Here is a 14,566-nt window from a genome sequence, read left to right on the forward strand (position 1 = left end):
CCCAAACCCCCGACCCGCGTAAGCTGGTCGGGGGTTTGCTTTTGGGGCAGAGAAAAGCACAAGGCGCTAAGGCGGTGCTGGAATTGCCGATAGTGCAACTGAACTGCAGTTATCTTGTGCTGTTTTCGTCTGCCTAGAGCCGGGGGGCGACCAACCACGTAGTCCTTTGCAGTTTTCCGGCTCCGCGTGCCGTTAGTGCTTCAGCACTTCCACAGCCATTCATTCGCTCATCGCCCAGCATCTACAGCTGGTGTAATGCATGTGTCACGCTGTCAAAATGCGTAAAATCGCCCCTCAATCTGGCGACCAGACTGTGAGTCTATCTAGTGGAAATATTCAAAGAGTTTACGTTTGAGTCAGCACATCGTTTGCCGAATGTACCGCAGGGACACAAATGTGGCCGACTGCACGGGCATTCTTTCCGGGTAGCGTTATATATCAGCGGTACGGTGGATCCGCATACGGGCTGGATCCGCGATTTTGGTGAAATCAAGTCTGTCTTCAAGCCGTTGTATGAGCTGCTGGATCACAATTATCTGAACGATATTCCTGGGTTAGAAAACCCCACAAGCGAGAATCTTGCGAAATGGATCTGGACTGAGCTCAAACCGCTTCTGCCTGAGCTTTCGCGCATCCGTATTCATGAAACCTGTACAAGCGGTTGTGAATACTGCGGCGATTAAGCATTGCCCAGCGCGAATCACTAAGTGCGGTCTGATCATTCCTATGCTTGGTATCTATATCAGACAGAGGTGGGCTAAGTAGGCATTTGGGTAAAGCATTCTCGTGCCAGCGCGTTGCCCAGGTAGATACGTGTAAGTTGCTTATCGTGCAGATCTGTTTTTGACACCCCAGTTCCGTTATTGCAGAGTACGGCGTTTTTTCGCGACGTTTGTCGTTTGTATGGAGAGTTCAATGAACGCAGTTGTTGCGGCTGTTGGCATCATGCTGATCCTGAGTCTTTGCCGCGTGCATGTGGTGGTCGCGCTCATCGCTGGAGCCATGGCTGGCGGTTTGATTGGTGGCTTGGGAATTGAGGGTAGCTTGGCGGCCTTCAACAAGGGGCTAGGCGGTGGCGCAACAGTAGCCTTGTCTTATGCTTTGCTGGGTGCGTTTGCCGTTGCCATTGGAAAAAGCGGGTTGGCTCACGCCCTTGCTGACAAGGCGCTAGCTTTGGTTGGAAAGCAAGGAGCGCAAGGGGGCGGAGCGGTTAAGTGGATGATGATCGGCTTGCTGCTTGCCGTTGCTGTTTCATCACAGAATATCCTTCCTATTCATATCGCATTTATTCCCCTACTGGTTCCCCCGCTGCTTTTTGTGCTGTCGAAGATGAAGATCGATAGGCGTTTGATTGCATGTGTGCTCGCGTTCGGTCTGATTACCCCGTATATGTTTCTCCCGGTCGGGTTCGGCAATATTTTCTTGAACGAGATCTTGCTGGCAAACGTTGCTAAAAGTGGCGTGGATGTAACTGGAATCAAAGTCACGCAGGCAATGCTGATCCCCGCAATCGGGATGCTCGTGGGATTGCTGATTGCTTTTTATAGCTATCGAAAGCCCCGCGAATACGACCTCGTGCGTGTCGAGCAGCTTGAAAAAACTACAGTGACCTACAGTCCCCTCACGCTGCTGGTGGCTGCTGTCGCAGTTGCAGCGGCCTTCGTGATTCAGCTTTGGCTGGACTCGATGATACTTGGCGCGCTTGCTGGGTTCGTGATCTTTTCCGTTTCCGGCGTGGTGCGCTGGCGCGAAGCGGATGACCTGTTCACCGACGGGATGAAGATGATGGCCATGATTGGCTTCATCATGATCGCGGCCGCTGGTTTTGCCGAGGTGATGCGTGAAACGGGCGAGGTCAAGTTGCTGGTAGACGCTTCGACTCAATGGATCGGCGACAGCAAGGCTGTCGGCGCGCTGTTGATGCTCCTGGTGGGATTGCTGGTAACCATCGGAATTGGGTCTTCTTTTTCCACAGTGCCGATCATTGCCGCGATTTTTGTTCCCCTAGGTGTCGAGCTGGGTTTTAGTCCGTTGGCGATCGTCAGTCTGGTCGGGACTGCCGGCGCTCTGGGCGATGGCGGTTCTCCCGCATCCGACTCCACTCTCGGTCCGACCGCCGGCTTGAATGCGGACGGTCAGCACAATCATATCTGGGATACTGTCGTGCCGACGTTTCTACATTACAACCTGCCACTTCTGGCATTTGGTTGGTTGGCGGCAATGACGCTGTAACGCATCAAATTCAGTGTCAGCTGTACGCCTAACTCCGGCCTGACACTGAATCATCTGCCAGACCCGCACTCGTACCGTCGCTCGTTGACTAAACAGAACCAAACGCAGCGACTGGGTCAACAATGGACAATTCTAGGCTCGAGCAGAAGGTCTTTCTTGCGCTGCTGGTGGTGGTGTCTCTGGCTTTTGGCTGGATCCTGCTGCCGTTCTATGGGGCAGTCTTCTGGGCGGTGATACTGGCGATCATCTTCGCCCCCTTGCAGCGCTATCTTTACAGACGGTTTAACCAGCGACGCAACCTGACAGCTCTGATCACCTTGCTAGTTTCGTTGCTGGTCGCGGTACTGCCGGTGATTCTGATCGCCGGGATGCTGGTTCAAGAGGGGGCGATCCTCTACAAGCAGATCGAAAGTGGAGAGCTGGACATCGGCAGCTGGGTCGTCAACTTCCGCGAGCTCCTGCCTCAATCGATCCAGCTGCAGCTGCAGCTTCAGCGCTTCGGTTTCGGTGACCTCGATTCCATGCGTGAACGGCTGGCCTCTGGGGCGCTCGAGGGAAGTCAATTCCTCGCGACAAAAGCGTTCAGTTTTGGCCAGGGGACGTTCCAGTTTCTGGTCAGCTTCTTTGTCATGCTGTACCTGCTGTTCTTCTTGATTCGCGACGGGCGTGATCTGGTGGCGCGTATCCGGAAGGCCATTCCGCTCAGCGATGCTCAGAAGCGGCGCCTGTTCAGCAAGTTCACGCGAGTCGTACGCGCGACGGTAAAAGGAAACATTGTCGTCGCCGTTACCCAAGGAGCGCTCGGCGGAATCATCTTCGCCGTGCTCGGGATCTCCGGGGCGCTGCTGTGGGGCGTGCTGATGGCATTCCTGTCATTGTTGCCCGCTGTCGGGGCGGGCCTGATATGGACGCCGGTAGCCATCTATTTCCTGATGACCGGTGCGATCTGGCAGGGCGTGATACTCACGCTTTATGGTGTGCTGGTAATCGGCCTGGTGGATAACATCCTTAGGCCCATTCTGGTTGGAAAGGATACAAAGATGCCGGACTACGTCGTGCTTATCTCGACGCTGGGGGGGCTGGCATTGTTCGGACTGAATGGTTTCGTGATCGGCCCGCTGGTCGCGGCGCTATTCATATCGACCTGGGGCCTTTTCACCTCACCAGATGAGCCTTGAGTGTGGTCAGTGGATTGATGGGGGGCCAGCCTTGCGGCTTGGCCCCTCCGCAGTTACATCAGGCGCTTTCCGTCGTCCCGCGTGACGATGACGGTTGCTGAGCGGGGTCTGCGACCCGGCCCGTCCGGCCACGTGCTCGTGTAGTTCGTCGCGGTCGAGTCTTCGCCAGGGTGCTGGATGTTGACGAACAGGGTCCGGAAGTCCGGTGTAGCTGTGATTCCGGTTACCTCAGCGCCCTGAGGCCCGACGAGAAACCGTTTGGTCTCACCGGTCTTGGGATCGGAAACCAACATCTGATTGTTACCAAACGGCCCGCTGCGCAGTTGGCTACCGCTCATGTCAGTCTGAATCCACAGTCGACCCTCGTCGTCGAACCACAACCCATCCGGGCTGGCCATGATGTTGCTTTCATCCAGCGCTCGACCCTTCGGCCCCCGGCTGTTGTCCTGTGGCCCGGCAAGCAAATAGATATCCCAGTTGAATCGCGTGCCTGCAAAGTCGCGGCTCGCTTCACGCCAGCGAATGATGTGACCAAATGCGTTTGGTGCACGTGGATTGGAGGCGTCGGTTTCCTTGCGTCCGCTGTTGTTGGTGAGGGTGAAGTAGACCTCACCGCTATCTGGGTTAACCGCCCCCCATTCTGGGCGGTCCATCTTGGTGGCTCCGACGATGTCGGCGGCCAGACGGGTGTTGATCAGGACTTCACCTTGATCTGCAAATTGAACGCCGGCGGTCTCGCAGGCCCGCTGGAAGGCCGGATCGGCATGATCGAGAGCGAGCCAGTCACCACTGCCGTCGGTGTTGAAACGCGCGACATAGAGAGTCCCCTCGTCCAGCAGCCGCCCATCGCTTCGTTGCGGCCGATAGCGGTCGCGGCTGACGTACTTGTAGATATATTCGTTCTGCGAATCGTCGCCGGAATAACAGACAACGGGGCGGCCCGGCCTGACGGGGGCAAACACCAGTCCTTCGTGGGCGAAACGGCCGAGGGCCGTGTGCTTGACTGGTGTTGAGTTCGGATCGAACGGATCTATCTCGACGATCCAGCCAAACGTGTTCGGCTCGTTACGATAATCCGCTTGTGGATCGGTCGCGATGCGCGAGGCGTTGAAGCGCTCGAACTCATCGCCGGCAACTGTCTCCCAGCCATAACGACCGCTACCGCGCACACCATAGCGGCTAAGTTCACGAGGTAGGTCGCTGTCGGCGGTGGCGAAGTAACCTGCCCAGTTTTCCTCACAGGTGAGGTAGGTACCCCAGGGCGTATGCCCGTTGGCGCAGTTGTTAAGGGTTCCGCGGGTTGAGGTGCCGCTCGGGCTGTAGCGGGTGCGCATCAGCGCATGGCCGCGCGCGGGGCCTTCAATGCGCATCGGCGTGGCACCCGTTATGCGGCGGTTACGGGCTGTCGGCAAGACCGACCAATCGCCACGCGGGCCGCGGCGGATTTCTACTACCGAAACGCCGTGGGCGTTGATTTCCTTGCGGACCTCGTCGACATCGACACGCTTACCATCGACCACCGTCGGGCCGTTGGGGTGGAGCAGAGGCGCTTGAATGTATTCGTGATTTAGGACCAGCAAGCCGTGATCGCTCTGGCGCCCGCCGAGTTTTGCGTTCATCGGGAAGAAATGCATTCCGTCGTGATGCATGCCGACTTGTTGAGCCTGGTCTTCGGCGCTATTGCTCGCGTCTTCCATCCAGGTCGGGTAGCTACCGGTAATCGGGGTGCCCCATGGAATGAAAGTGGTCGCGGAATAGCCAGCAGGAACGGTAATAGCATCGGCCCGCGTTACCGCCACTGGCGAAAACGGCAGACGGGTACGGCGTCGGAAGGGGAGGTCCTTGAGTCCTTGCGCGGAGGGTTCAGTCGCTCGCGCAAGTCCGGGAATAGCCGCACCTAGAAAGGCCATGGCTCCCAGGGCTGCGCCGCCAACCACTACCTTTCGACGGCCAGCAGAGATCACATCCTGAATGTGTGGGTTCGTCGAGTGGTTACTGGGCAACTCGTCCCCGTTGCCAAACAAAATGTCGTTGTTCTCAGTAGTCACGGCGCAGCTCCATTACGATTTTTGTCGGAGCCATGACGCTAAATTCGATATGCGACAACAGAATGACAGGTAGGGGTCGTGCCGACGAAATGTCGCCTCGTCTATGCAGTCTGCTTGCTCGCAAAAAAAAAGCCTCGGCAGATGCCGAGGCCTTTTGTTAACACCTGCGGCCGGTGAGGGCCGCGAACCGATTCTTAGTGGAACTGGTTCATGGTGTTGTCTTTACCGCTTGCCTTCAGAGCGGCTTCGCCAGCAAAGTACTCCTTGTGGTTGTCGCCGATGTCGGAACCAGCCATGTTCTGGTGCTTGACGCAGGCGATGCCCTGACGCAGTTCCTGACGCTGAACGCCCTTCACGTACGCCAGCATACCCTGGTCGGCGAAGTAGCCCTTGGCCAGGTTGTCGGTGGACAGCGCGGCGGTGTGGTAGGTCGGCAGGGTGATCAGGTGGTGGAAGATGCCGGCGTGAGCCGAACCGTCGCGCTGGAAGGTGCGGATCTTCTCGTCTGCAACCTGGGCCAGTTCGGTTTCGTCGTACTCGACGCTCATCAGCTTGGCGCGGTCGTAGGCGGAAACGTCTTTGCCTTCGGCGACGAACGCATCGAAGACCTGCTGACGGAAGTTCAGCGTCCAGTTGAACGACGGACTGTTGTTGTAGACCAGCTTGGCGTTCGGGATGGTCTTGCGGATTTCGTCAACCATGGCCGCGATCTGACCAACGTGCGGCTTCTCGGTTTCGATCCACAGCAGGTCAGCACCGTTCTGCAGCGAGGTGATGCAGTCCAGTACGCAGCGTGCTTCACCGGTGCCAGCACGGAACTGGAAGAGGTTGGACGGCAGACGCTTCGGACGCAGCAGCTTGCCTTCGCGGTTCAGAACCACGTCACCGTTGTTCAGATCGGCAGCGGAGACTTCTTCACAATCCAGGAAGGAGTTGTACAGGTCGCCCAGGTCGCCCGGCTCTTTGGTCACGGCGATCTGCTTGGTCAGGCCGGCACCCAGGGAGTCGGTACGAGCAACGATCACACCGTTGTCGATGCCCAGCTCGAGGAAGGCGTAACGCACAGCTGCGATCTTGGCGAGGAAGTCGGCGTGGGGAACGGTCACTTTACCGTCCTGGTGGCCGCACTGCTTCTCGTCGGAAACCTGGTTCTCGATCTGGATGCAGCAAGCGCCTGCTTCGATCATGCGCTTGGCCAGCAGGTAGGTGGCTTCCGGGTTACCGAAGCCAGCGTCGATATCTGCGATGATCGGTACGATGTGGGTTTCGTAGTTGTCGATCTGGTTCTGGATCTCGGCAGCCTTGGCGCTGTCGCCAGCTTCGCGAGCGGCGTCCAGAGCGGTGAACAGCAGGTCCAGCTCGCGGCTGTCAGCCTGACGCAGGAAGGTGTACAGCTCTTCGATCAGGTCGGAAACGGCAGTCTTCTCGTGCATGGACTGGTCCGGCAGCGGGCCGAACTCGGAGCGCAGAGCAGCAACCATCCAGCCGGACAGGTAGAGGTAACGCTTGTTGGTGGTCTTCAGGTGCTTCTTGATGGAGATCAGCTTCTGCTGACCGATGAAGCCATGCCAGCAACCGAGGGACTGCGTGTAGACGGACGAGTCGGCGTCGTACTCGGCCATGTCCTTGCGCATGATGTCGGCGGTGTACTGAGCAATTTCCAGACCGGTCTTGAAGCGGTTCTGGGCGCGCATGCGAGCGACGGACTCAGGGTTGATGGCGGCCCAGCTGCTGCCGTATTGCTCTTTCAGGGCGGCAACTGCCTTGATGTCGTCTTGATATGCGGACATGTTCAATCCTTCAAAAATGAGTGTGGTTGAGCACCGACTTTTCCCACCGAACCTACGTGCTATCGCTGATCATTGCGGGCAACACGCGGCAGAGCGTCGAAATATCGACCGGGACGAGGATTGAACCAAGAGAAGGGGGGATACGACCGCCGGGCTGGTTCCGGTTGCTGCGCCCACAGCCGGCGTGGCTGCCGTGTGCGCTACAACAACGAGAAGCTTTCAGTCTGGCTGATACGTCAATCGCTACCCCGTCCCTCAGGACGACTCGTTCCAGTCGCAACCTCGTCAGTCCGCCTTGTGGGCAGTACAGTCACGGAACGGCTCGGCTGGTTGGCTTGAGCACGCCCCGGAGACCCTTGCCAGGGCCCCTGGTTAGCGGGAGCGGGGCAATAATGCTCCGCTGAAATTGCATCGTCAATCGTTTTGTAGTGTTTTTTTTGGGGCACTACATCGTGGCGTGGCTGTCAGGGACCTACTGATGTTCAGTCCAGAACATCGACCTTGAGGCGCATCGACAGGTTCTGGCCGCCCTGGGAGGAATAGCGACGTAACGTGCCTTGCTGCTCGGAGCTCGCGCTTTCATCGACGCCGCCGATGGTGATCCATTCACCGATACGACCGCTTACCCGAGTGTCCGCGTTCTGAACCTCCACCACGCCACCACGGCCTTGCGCAAGCCGGTCTCGGGTACTGCTTATGGTGACTTGCACCCGGTCGCCGTGCACTGTGGCGGTGGCGTAGAAGCCGCGGAGAACGTCGCGATATTGCGTCTGCTGGTAGACCTGGCCGTAGCCATCTGTGCCCTGGGTGGTCAGCGGCACACTCTGGCCCACCTGAATCAGCGCTGGATAACCCTCGCTGGCCTGAACCTGCTGAACGCCGCCATCCCTGCTGTTCGTGCTGCGGCGGATGATTCGCACCCGATCACGCCCGCCAATCTCTCCGCGTCCGGTTTCAAACTCCACGTCTCCGGAGCGTACCGAACCGTCCACCTGATAACCGCCTGCGGAGCTGCTGGCTGAGTCCTGAGTATCGACACTGATGAGCAGACGTTTGGGCTCGACGTCCAGCTTATCGATCACCTGCCGCAGTTCGCTGATGAGCGCGTCCGGTGCATTGACGATCAGCTGGCTGCCGTAGGCTGTGACCCGTCCCTGGCCACCGAGCACCGACTCCGCTACGGGAATAACGTCTTCGGCCATGCGGTTGTCGAGCTGAATGACTTCGGTCGCCGCTTGTAACGGAAGACAGATGCTGACAGCAACGGACAGCAGAAAGATTCGAGGGCTCATAGCAGAAAACTCCGCAGGTTTGCATCCGCTAATCCATGTTCCCAGGCCTTGTCGAATTCCGCTTGGCGTATGCGCACCCGGGCGAGGTCGTGGTACAGGGCATAGCCAGCGTATTGGTCAGTCTTGGGGCGTTGCAGCAGACCACAATCATCGGCGATCAGATAGGCGCCGCTCTGCTCGGGATAATCGGGGTTCAGCTTGCGGATGTGTACATTGCTGGTCAATCGCCGAGCAAGCTGCAGAAGACGGTGGCCTTCTTTGATCGCTCGTGTCGGGTCGCCGATCAAGATACGCAGGCGGTTGCGCGGGTGGGCCAGCAGTAGGCGAGTGCAAGCCTGCTGAACGCTGCTGTGATGATAAAGCCAGGGTTCCAGATCCGTGCTGTAGATGCACAGCGAGCGAGTCGCCTGCTGCAGCATGGCCAAAGCATGCTGGCGAACCTCGTTGGGTTCGCTGAAGCGTTGCAGTTCGGTGTCCTGTCCAAGCTCAAAGGTGGCCGCTCTCCAAGCGAGAGGCTCGGGAAGGTCGGCTTGGGGGTTGTGAACGGCAAAACGCCCCGGAGAGTGAAAGTCTATGGCCGGGAGTTCGGCCTGATCGCAACTTTCGTCAGGGGCGCTGTCGCTCATACGGCCTCAGTGGCTCCGGCGGAGCATGTCGACGTGGGGGATTCCAGCTTCGAGAAACTCGTCGCTGACCACTTCAAAACCAAGTCGCTCATAGAAGGCGGTGGCGTGAACCTGCGCAGTCAGTGTCTGCTCCGTCAGGCCCCGGCGCTCCGCCTCCGCAAGGACGGCGCGCATCAGCGCATCGCCCACGTTCATGCCGCGCCAGTCGCGCAGGACTGCTACCCGGCCAATCTGCCCGTCGGCCAGCAACCGTGCGGTACCGATCGGATAGTCGCCCTCGAGGGCGAGAAAATGCACGGCTTCGTTATCGTCGGCATCCCACTCCTGCTCGGGCGGAACGGCCTGCTCGGCAATGAATACGGCCTCCCGAATGCGCCGCAGTTCGGCGTTGTCCTGCTGCCAGTCGGCGATCCGTACCTGAACGCTATTCATCAGCAAACTCCAGACTTCCTTGTTTGACCAGTTCGCACAAAAGCCCCCGGCCATCGTCGTCGCTCAGCCAGTCGCCGATATTATCGGCGTGCAACGCATCAGCCGAGCAGATCAGTTTCAACAGTTCGCGCAGCTTAGAGGGAAGCAGGCGACTCTGGCCACTGGCGAACAGTAGCAGGCCGATGTCGACTTCGCTCCAGGCCAGGCGTGCCGCCGGGTTGCGGACCAGCAGGGCGCCATCTTCGATTGCCGAGCGCAGATCGATCTCATCCAGCTCAGGCCCCTCCACCCGCTCCGGATAGCGCGGCTCGGTCATGAACTGGCCGAACCAGGTGAGCAACAAACGCTCGTCGCTCATGTGCTCGGCAAGCAGCGCTTTCAATCGGTCCAGTGCGTCGCTCTGGATCTGGTAGGGGTCGTCGCTCGGTTGCAGATCGGCGTCGCTGTAACGATCCTCGTCCGGCAGGAACTGCGCCAGGAAGTCGGTGAAATGGGTCAGTACCTCGGCAGCGCTAGGGGCACGGAAACCGACCGAATAGGTCATGCAGGCATCCTCTGCGATGCCGAAGTGGGCCAGGCGAGGCGGAAGGTAAAGCATGTCACCGGGTTCCAGCACCCATTCATCGGTGCCTTCGAATTCGGCCAGGATGCGTAGATCGCCGTGGGTCAGCATCGGGCTTTCGCTGTCGCACATTTGCCCGATGCGCCAGCGGCGCTGACCATGCGCCTGCAGCAGGAATACGTCGTAGTTGTCGAAATGCGGGCCGACACCGCCGCCCGGTGCGGCATAGCTGATCATCACGTCGTCGATGCGCCAGTTGGGAAGGAAGCGGAAGTGCTCGATCAGATCGGCGACTTCCGGTACCAGCTGGTCGACGGCCTGGACCAGCAGGGTCCAGTCACGCTCGGGCAGCTGCTGGTAGGTGTCTTCGGCAAAGGGACCGCGACGCAACTCCCAGGGGCTTTCTCCGTGCTCGATGATCAGGCGGGATTCGACTTCTTCTTCCAGCGAAAGGCCAGCCAGTTCGTCCGGCGAGATGGGGCTCTGAAAGTCTGGGATGGCCTGGCGAATGAGCAGCGGTCTCTTCTGCCAGTAGTCGCGCAGAAATTCCCGGGCGCTGATGCCGCCCAGAATTTGAAGTGGAATATCAGAAGTCATGCGTAACACCTTGCTCTATATACAGAGCTGAAAATAAAAACGCCCGGCACAGCCGGGCGTGCATACATGGTCGTACTCAGATGCGCTTGGCCTGGGCAACGGCGTTGCCGATGTAGTTGGCCGGCGTCAATTTGCGTAGTTCGGCCTTTGCTTCGGCAGGAATATCCAGACCGTCGATGAAAGACTGCAGGGCTTCGGGCGTAATGCCTTTGCCGCGGGTCAGGTCCTTCAGTTTTTCGTAGGCGTTTTCCACGGCGTAGCGGCGCATGACCGTCTGTACCGGTTCGGCCAGCACTTCCCAGCAGGCGTCGAGGTCTTCGGCGATGCGGGCGATGTTGAGCTCCAGCTTGCCGATACCCTTGAGGCTCGCTTCGTAGGCTATGACGCTGTGGGCAAAGCCGACGCCAAGATTGCGCAGCACGGTGGAGTCGGTCAGGTCACGCTGCCAGCGGGAGATCGGGAGCTTGCTGGCCAGGTGCTGGAACAGTGCATTGGCGATACCCAGGTTGCCTTCGGAGTTCTCGAAGTCGATCGGATTGACCTTGTGCGGCATGGTCGACGAGCCGATCTCGCCAGCAACGGTCTTCTGCTTGAAGTAACCGAGCGAGATGTAGCCCCAGACGTCGCGGTCGAAATCGATGAGGATGGTGTTGAACCGGGCGATGGCATCGAACAGTTCGGCAATGTAGTCGTGCGGCTCGATCTGCGTGGTGTAGGGGTTCCATGTCAGGCCGAGGTCGCCTTCGATGAACTCGCGGGCGTTGGCTTCCCAGTCGATCTCAGGATAGGCGCTCAGGTGGGCGTTGTAGTTGCCCACTGCGCCGTTGATCTTGCCCAGCAGCGGAACGGCGGCGACCTGGGCGATCTGGCGCTCCAGCCGGTACACCACGTTCGCCAGCTCCTTGCCGAGCGTCGTCGGCGACGCCGGCTGGCCATGCGTACGCGAGAGCATCGGTACGTCAGCGAATTGCACGGCCAGGCTGCGAATCGATTCGGCAAGTTGGCGCATCAGCGGCAGCAGAACGCTGTCGCGGCCTTCACGCAGCATAAGCGCGTGGGAGAGGTTGTTGATATCTTCGCTGGTGCAGGCGAAGTGGATGAATTCGTTGACCTTGGCCAGTTCCGGCAGCTGCTTGGCCTGCTCCTTGAGCAGGTACTCAACGGCTTTTACGTCGTGGTTGGTGGTTCGCTCGAATTCCTTCACGCGCTCGGCGTGCTCCAGCTGGAAGTTCTCGGCCAGCTGGTTCAGCACCGAGTTGGCTTCGGCGGAGAAGGGGGGGACTTCCGGAATGCCTGGGTGGGCTGCCAGGCGCTGGAGCCAGCGGACTTCGACCTGGACGCGGCAACGAATCAGGCCGAATTCGCTGAAGATCGGGCGCAGGGCGCTGGTTTTGCCGGCGTAGCGGCCGTCGACGGGGGAAACCGCCGTGAGCGAGGAAAGCTGCATAGAGGGCATTCTCGGACAGTCAGGCAACGAAAAGAGGGCGCAGATTATACACGAATGGACCGGGTGGGCCCGGTACATTCGCCACCGTTAGCGGTCGTCATCCTGGGTCGAGCGCAGCCGTGGATAGAGCGCATCGAGCAGCTTGCGGCGGCTGAAGATCATTTGCCAACGGTGCCCGCCGAGCTGGCGCCACAGACGTGCCGAGCGAATTCCGGAGAGCAGCAGGGCGCGAATCTTGGCTGCATTGTCCGTCTGCTGCAGGTGCCGCATGTCGCCTTGAACCTGAATGCGCTGGCGAAATGTGCTCAGGGTGTCCTGGTACAAACCGCCGAACGAGGCCACGACATTTTCGTGGGTGATGCCGAAGTGCTCGACCTGCTGTTGAATCTGATCCAGACGGCTGCCAATGACCTGAAGCATGTCGTCGCGCTTGTCCAGCTGGCGCTCCAGACCGATCATTGCCAGTGCGTAGCGCAGTGGTTCTCGCTGCAGTGCGCTGCTGTCGCGCTCCAGGGCGCCTACGAGCGCTCGATAGCCGTCACGCAGATTGAGGTCATCACCGCCGTAGATTTCCAGTGTGGTTTCCGGGTTGCGGGCCAGCAGGCTGCCCAGCATGCAGCCGAGCGAGGCGTTCGGAACCTGGCCGGTGCGAGCGATGCGGTCCACTAACGTTGCGGCTTCGAACACTGCGCCGAGTGCAATTAGTTGTTCGTCGAGCGTATTCATGCTCGACCCTCAAACCAGGGTTCGGCCTGCTCGATCACGCCGCCGCCAAGGCAGACTTCGCCGTCGTAGAACACGACCGACTGGCCCGGTGTCACCGCCCGTTGTGGCGCTTCGAAGACGGCACGATAGCCGTCTGCCGTCTTTTCCAGCGTGCAGGCCTGATCGCTTTGGCGATAGCGGACCTTGGCGGTCAGCTGGAGCGGAGCGCTGAGGTCGATGGGGTTCACCCAGTAGATTTCCGATGCCAGCAACGCGCGCGAGAACAACCACGGATGATCGTTGCCCTGGCCGACCACCAGCACGTTGCGCTGCAGGTCCTTGCTCAGCACGTACCAGGGCTCGTCGGAAGCAGCCTTGAGGCCACCGATGCCCAAGCCCTGGCGTTGACCGATGGTGTGATACATCAAGCCGTGATGACGGCCGATCACTTCACCATCGATGGTTTCGATATTGCCGGGCTGGGCCGGAAGGTATTGCTTGAGAAAGTCGCTGAAGCGCCTTTCGCCGATGAAGCAGATGCCGGTGGAATCCTTTTTCTTCGCCGTGGCAAGCCCGTACTTTTCGGCGATCGCCCGCACTTCGGGCTTTTCCAGCTCGCCGACAGGAAACAGCGTCTTGCTCAGCTGTTCACCGCCGACCGCATGCAGGAAGTAGCTCTGATCCTTGTTCGGGTCCAGCCCTTTGAGCAGCTCGCTACGATCATTCACGTCGCGACGACGCACGTAATGGCCGGTCGCGATGAGGTCCGCCCCCAGCATCAATGCGTAGTCGAGAAAGGCTTTGAACTTGATCTCCCGGTTGCAAAGGATGTCCGGGTTCGGCGTGCGTCCCGCCTTGTATTCGGCAAGGAAGTGTTCGAAGACGTTGTCCCAGTATTCGGCTGCAAAGTTCGCCGTATGCAGCTTGATACCGATTCGATCGCACACCGCTTGGGCGTCGGCCAAGTCTTCCTTGGCGGTGCAGTATTCCGTGCCGTCGTCCTCTTCCCAGTTCTTCATGAACAGGCCTTCGACCTGATAGCCCTGCTCGAGCAGCAGGAGGGCGGAAACGGAAGAGTCCACTCCGCCGGACATGCCGACGATGACACGTGTTTTTTCCAAGGCGGTGAGGGTGGTTACAGACATAGGAACACGCTGAGGCTCTGCAAAGGGGCGAATTCTATCAGGCTGCAGCAGGCATGACGAAGCCGCGTTCAGTTGCGAATCACGTCAAGCGAATGCAGCGGCCCGGTCAGATAATCATCGATGCAGCGGGGCACCAGTTCGCTGCGCCAGCGTTCAGGTTGCGCCTCCAGCTCGTCGCGGCTCAGCCACCGAGCCGCGACAATGCCCTCGTCGAGCTGACGCTGCGGATCATGCTGCAGGGCTCTGGCGGCGAAGCATACGCGCTGATAGGTCACGCCATTGCTGGGCGCGGTGTACAGATAAATTCCCACAACGCCAATGAGCTCGACCTCCCAGCCGGTTTCTTCGAGGGTTTCCCGTACAGCCGCCTGGCGCAGATTCTCATTGGCTTCGAGATGCCCAGCAGGCTGATTGAGTACGAGTCGGCCCGCCTTGAGCTCTTCTACCAACAGAAAGCGTCCCTGGTCTTCGATAACGGTCGCGACGGTGATATGCGGTTGCCAGTCCATAAG

General features: G+C 59.2%; 13 protein-coding genes. 3 read left to right on the plus strand and 10 right to left on the minus strand.

The genetic code is table 11. From position 1 onward, the window contains the following. Positions 1-326 precede the first annotated feature (326 nt). The 3 genes from queD (at position 327) to RT582_RS18250 (ending at position 3,410) form a co-directional block, all read left to right on the plus strand. Positions 327-683 carry a 6-carboxytetrahydropterin synthase QueD gene (gene queD, locus RT582_RS18240; RefSeq protein WP_014820063.1) on the plus strand — a complete coding sequence of 119 codons (357 nt, stop codon included), beginning with the start codon at positions 327-329 and terminating at the stop codon, positions 681-683. A gap of 232 nt (positions 684-915) precedes the next feature. Beyond that, positions 916-2,232, plus strand: coding sequence for a Na+/H+ antiporter family protein (locus RT582_RS18245; protein WP_042928853.1), 1,317 nt, complete (start codon positions 916-918; stop codon positions 2,230-2,232). Between the two features lie 122 nt (positions 2,233-2,354). Continuing rightward, positions 2,355-3,410 (plus strand): AI-2E family transporter, encoded by a 1,056-nt coding sequence (locus RT582_RS18250; RefSeq protein WP_313479059.1) that lies wholly within the window; start codon positions 2,355-2,357, stop codon positions 3,408-3,410. A gap of 53 nt (positions 3,411-3,463) precedes the next feature. On the opposite strand, the gene RT582_RS18255 is transcribed toward RT582_RS18250, so the two are convergent. The 10 genes from RT582_RS18255 to RT582_RS18300 all read right to left on the minus strand — a co-directional run bounded on the left by RT582_RS18255 (position 3,464) and on the right by RT582_RS18300 (position 14,563). Continuing rightward, entirely contained in the window at positions 3,464-5,458 is a 1,995-nt protein-coding gene (locus tag RT582_RS18255; RefSeq protein WP_312724101.1) for a PhoX family protein, read from the minus strand. Positions 5,459-5,652: 194 nt separating this feature from the next. After that, positions 5,653-7,248: an isocitrate lyase gene (locus RT582_RS18260; RefSeq protein WP_014820067.1), complete on the minus strand. Its 1,596-nt coding sequence runs from the start codon at positions 7,246-7,248 to the stop codon at positions 5,653-5,655. A 482-nt stretch (positions 7,249-7,730) separates the two neighbouring features. Next, entirely contained in the window at positions 7,731-8,540 is an 810-nt protein-coding gene (locus tag RT582_RS18265) for a secretin N-terminal domain-containing protein (protein WP_313479062.1), read from the minus strand. Then, positions 8,537-9,166, minus strand: coding sequence for a DUF7931 domain-containing protein (locus tag RT582_RS18270; protein WP_313479065.1), 630 nt, complete (start codon positions 9,164-9,166; stop codon positions 8,537-8,539). Before RT582_RS18270 ends, RT582_RS18265 begins: the two co-directional genes overlap by 4 nt. Before the next feature lie 6 nt (positions 9,167-9,172). Continuing rightward, complete coding sequence (locus RT582_RS18275) at positions 9,173-9,598, minus strand: GNAT family N-acetyltransferase (protein ID WP_014820070.1); 426 nt, start codon at positions 9,596-9,598, stop codon at positions 9,173-9,175. Continuing rightward, a complete protein-coding gene (locus RT582_RS18280) occupies positions 9,591-10,757 on the minus strand; it encodes a ribosomal protein uL16 3-hydroxylase (protein WP_313479068.1) in 1,167 nt (388 codons plus the stop codon). Before RT582_RS18280 ends, RT582_RS18275 begins: the two co-directional genes overlap by 8 nt. Positions 10,758-10,833: 76 nt before the next feature. Further along, positions 10,834-12,204, minus strand: a complete 1,371-nt coding sequence (gene purB / locus RT582_RS18285; protein WP_014820072.1) for an adenylosuccinate lyase — start codon at positions 12,202-12,204, stop codon at positions 10,834-10,836. 87 nt (positions 12,205-12,291) lie between these two features. After that, on the minus strand, positions 12,292-12,930 hold the full coding sequence (gene hflD, locus RT582_RS18290) for a high frequency lysogenization protein HflD (protein ID WP_014820073.1): 639 nt from the start codon (positions 12,928-12,930) through the stop codon (positions 12,292-12,294). Beyond that, positions 12,927-14,054 carry a tRNA 2-thiouridine(34) synthase MnmA gene (mnmA, locus tag RT582_RS18295; RefSeq protein ID WP_313479071.1) on the minus strand — a complete coding sequence of 376 codons (1,128 nt, stop codon included), beginning with the start codon at positions 14,052-14,054 and terminating at the stop codon, positions 12,927-12,929. The genes hflD and mnmA overlap by 4 nt, the downstream gene beginning before the upstream one ends. 68 nt (positions 14,055-14,122) lie before the next feature. Beyond that, positions 14,123-14,563 (minus strand): NUDIX hydrolase, encoded by a 441-nt coding sequence (locus RT582_RS18300; protein ID WP_023446959.1) that lies wholly within the window; start codon positions 14,561-14,563, stop codon positions 14,123-14,125. Between the last annotated feature and the right edge of the window lie 3 nt (positions 14,564-14,566).

The organism is Stutzerimonas kunmingensis, from assembly GCF_032106285.1.
In the GTDB taxonomy this organism is placed as follows: domain Bacteria; phylum Pseudomonadota; class Gammaproteobacteria; order Pseudomonadales; family Pseudomonadaceae; genus Stutzerimonas; species Stutzerimonas kunmingensis_B.

Bases quoted from the DNA above. Each gene is read 5' to 3' on its own strand.
- RT582_RS18245 (WP_042928853.1), top strand. From the start codon at position 916: ATGAACGCAGTTGTTGCGGCTGTTGGCATCATGCTGATCCTGAGTCTT.
- RT582_RS18250 (WP_313479059.1), top strand. From the start codon at position 2,355: ATGGACAATTCTAGGCTCGAGCAGAAGGTCTTTCTTGCGCTGCTGGTG.
- RT582_RS18260 (WP_014820067.1), bottom strand. From the start codon at position 7,248: ATGTCCGCATATCAAGACGACATCAAGGCAGTTGCCGCCCTGAAAGAG.
- RT582_RS18265 (WP_313479062.1), bottom strand. From the start codon at position 8,540: ATGAGCCCTCGAATCTTTCTGCTGTCCGTTGCTGTCAGCATCTGTCTT.
- RT582_RS18270 (WP_313479065.1), bottom strand. From the start codon at position 9,166: ATGAGCGACAGCGCCCCTGACGAAAGTTGCGATCAGGCCGAACTCCCG.
- RT582_RS18275 (WP_014820070.1), bottom strand. From the start codon at position 9,598: ATGAATAGCGTTCAGGTACGGATCGCCGACTGGCAGCAGGACAACGCC.
- RT582_RS18280 (WP_313479068.1), bottom strand. From the start codon at position 10,757: ATGACTTCTGATATTCCACTTCAAATTCTGGGCGGCATCAGCGCCCGG.
- purB (WP_014820072.1), bottom strand. From the start codon at position 12,204: ATGCAGCTTTCCTCGCTCACGGCGGTTTCCCCCGTCGACGGCCGCTAC.
- hflD (WP_014820073.1), bottom strand. From the start codon at position 12,930: ATGAATACGCTCGACGAACAACTAATTGCACTCGGCGCAGTGTTCGAA.
- mnmA (WP_313479071.1), bottom strand. From the start codon at position 14,054: ATGTCTGTAACCACCCTCACCGCCTTGGAAAAAACACGTGTCATCGTC.
- RT582_RS18300 (WP_023446959.1), bottom strand. From the start codon at position 14,563: ATGGACTGGCAACCGCATATCACCGTCGCGACCGTTATCGAAGACCAG.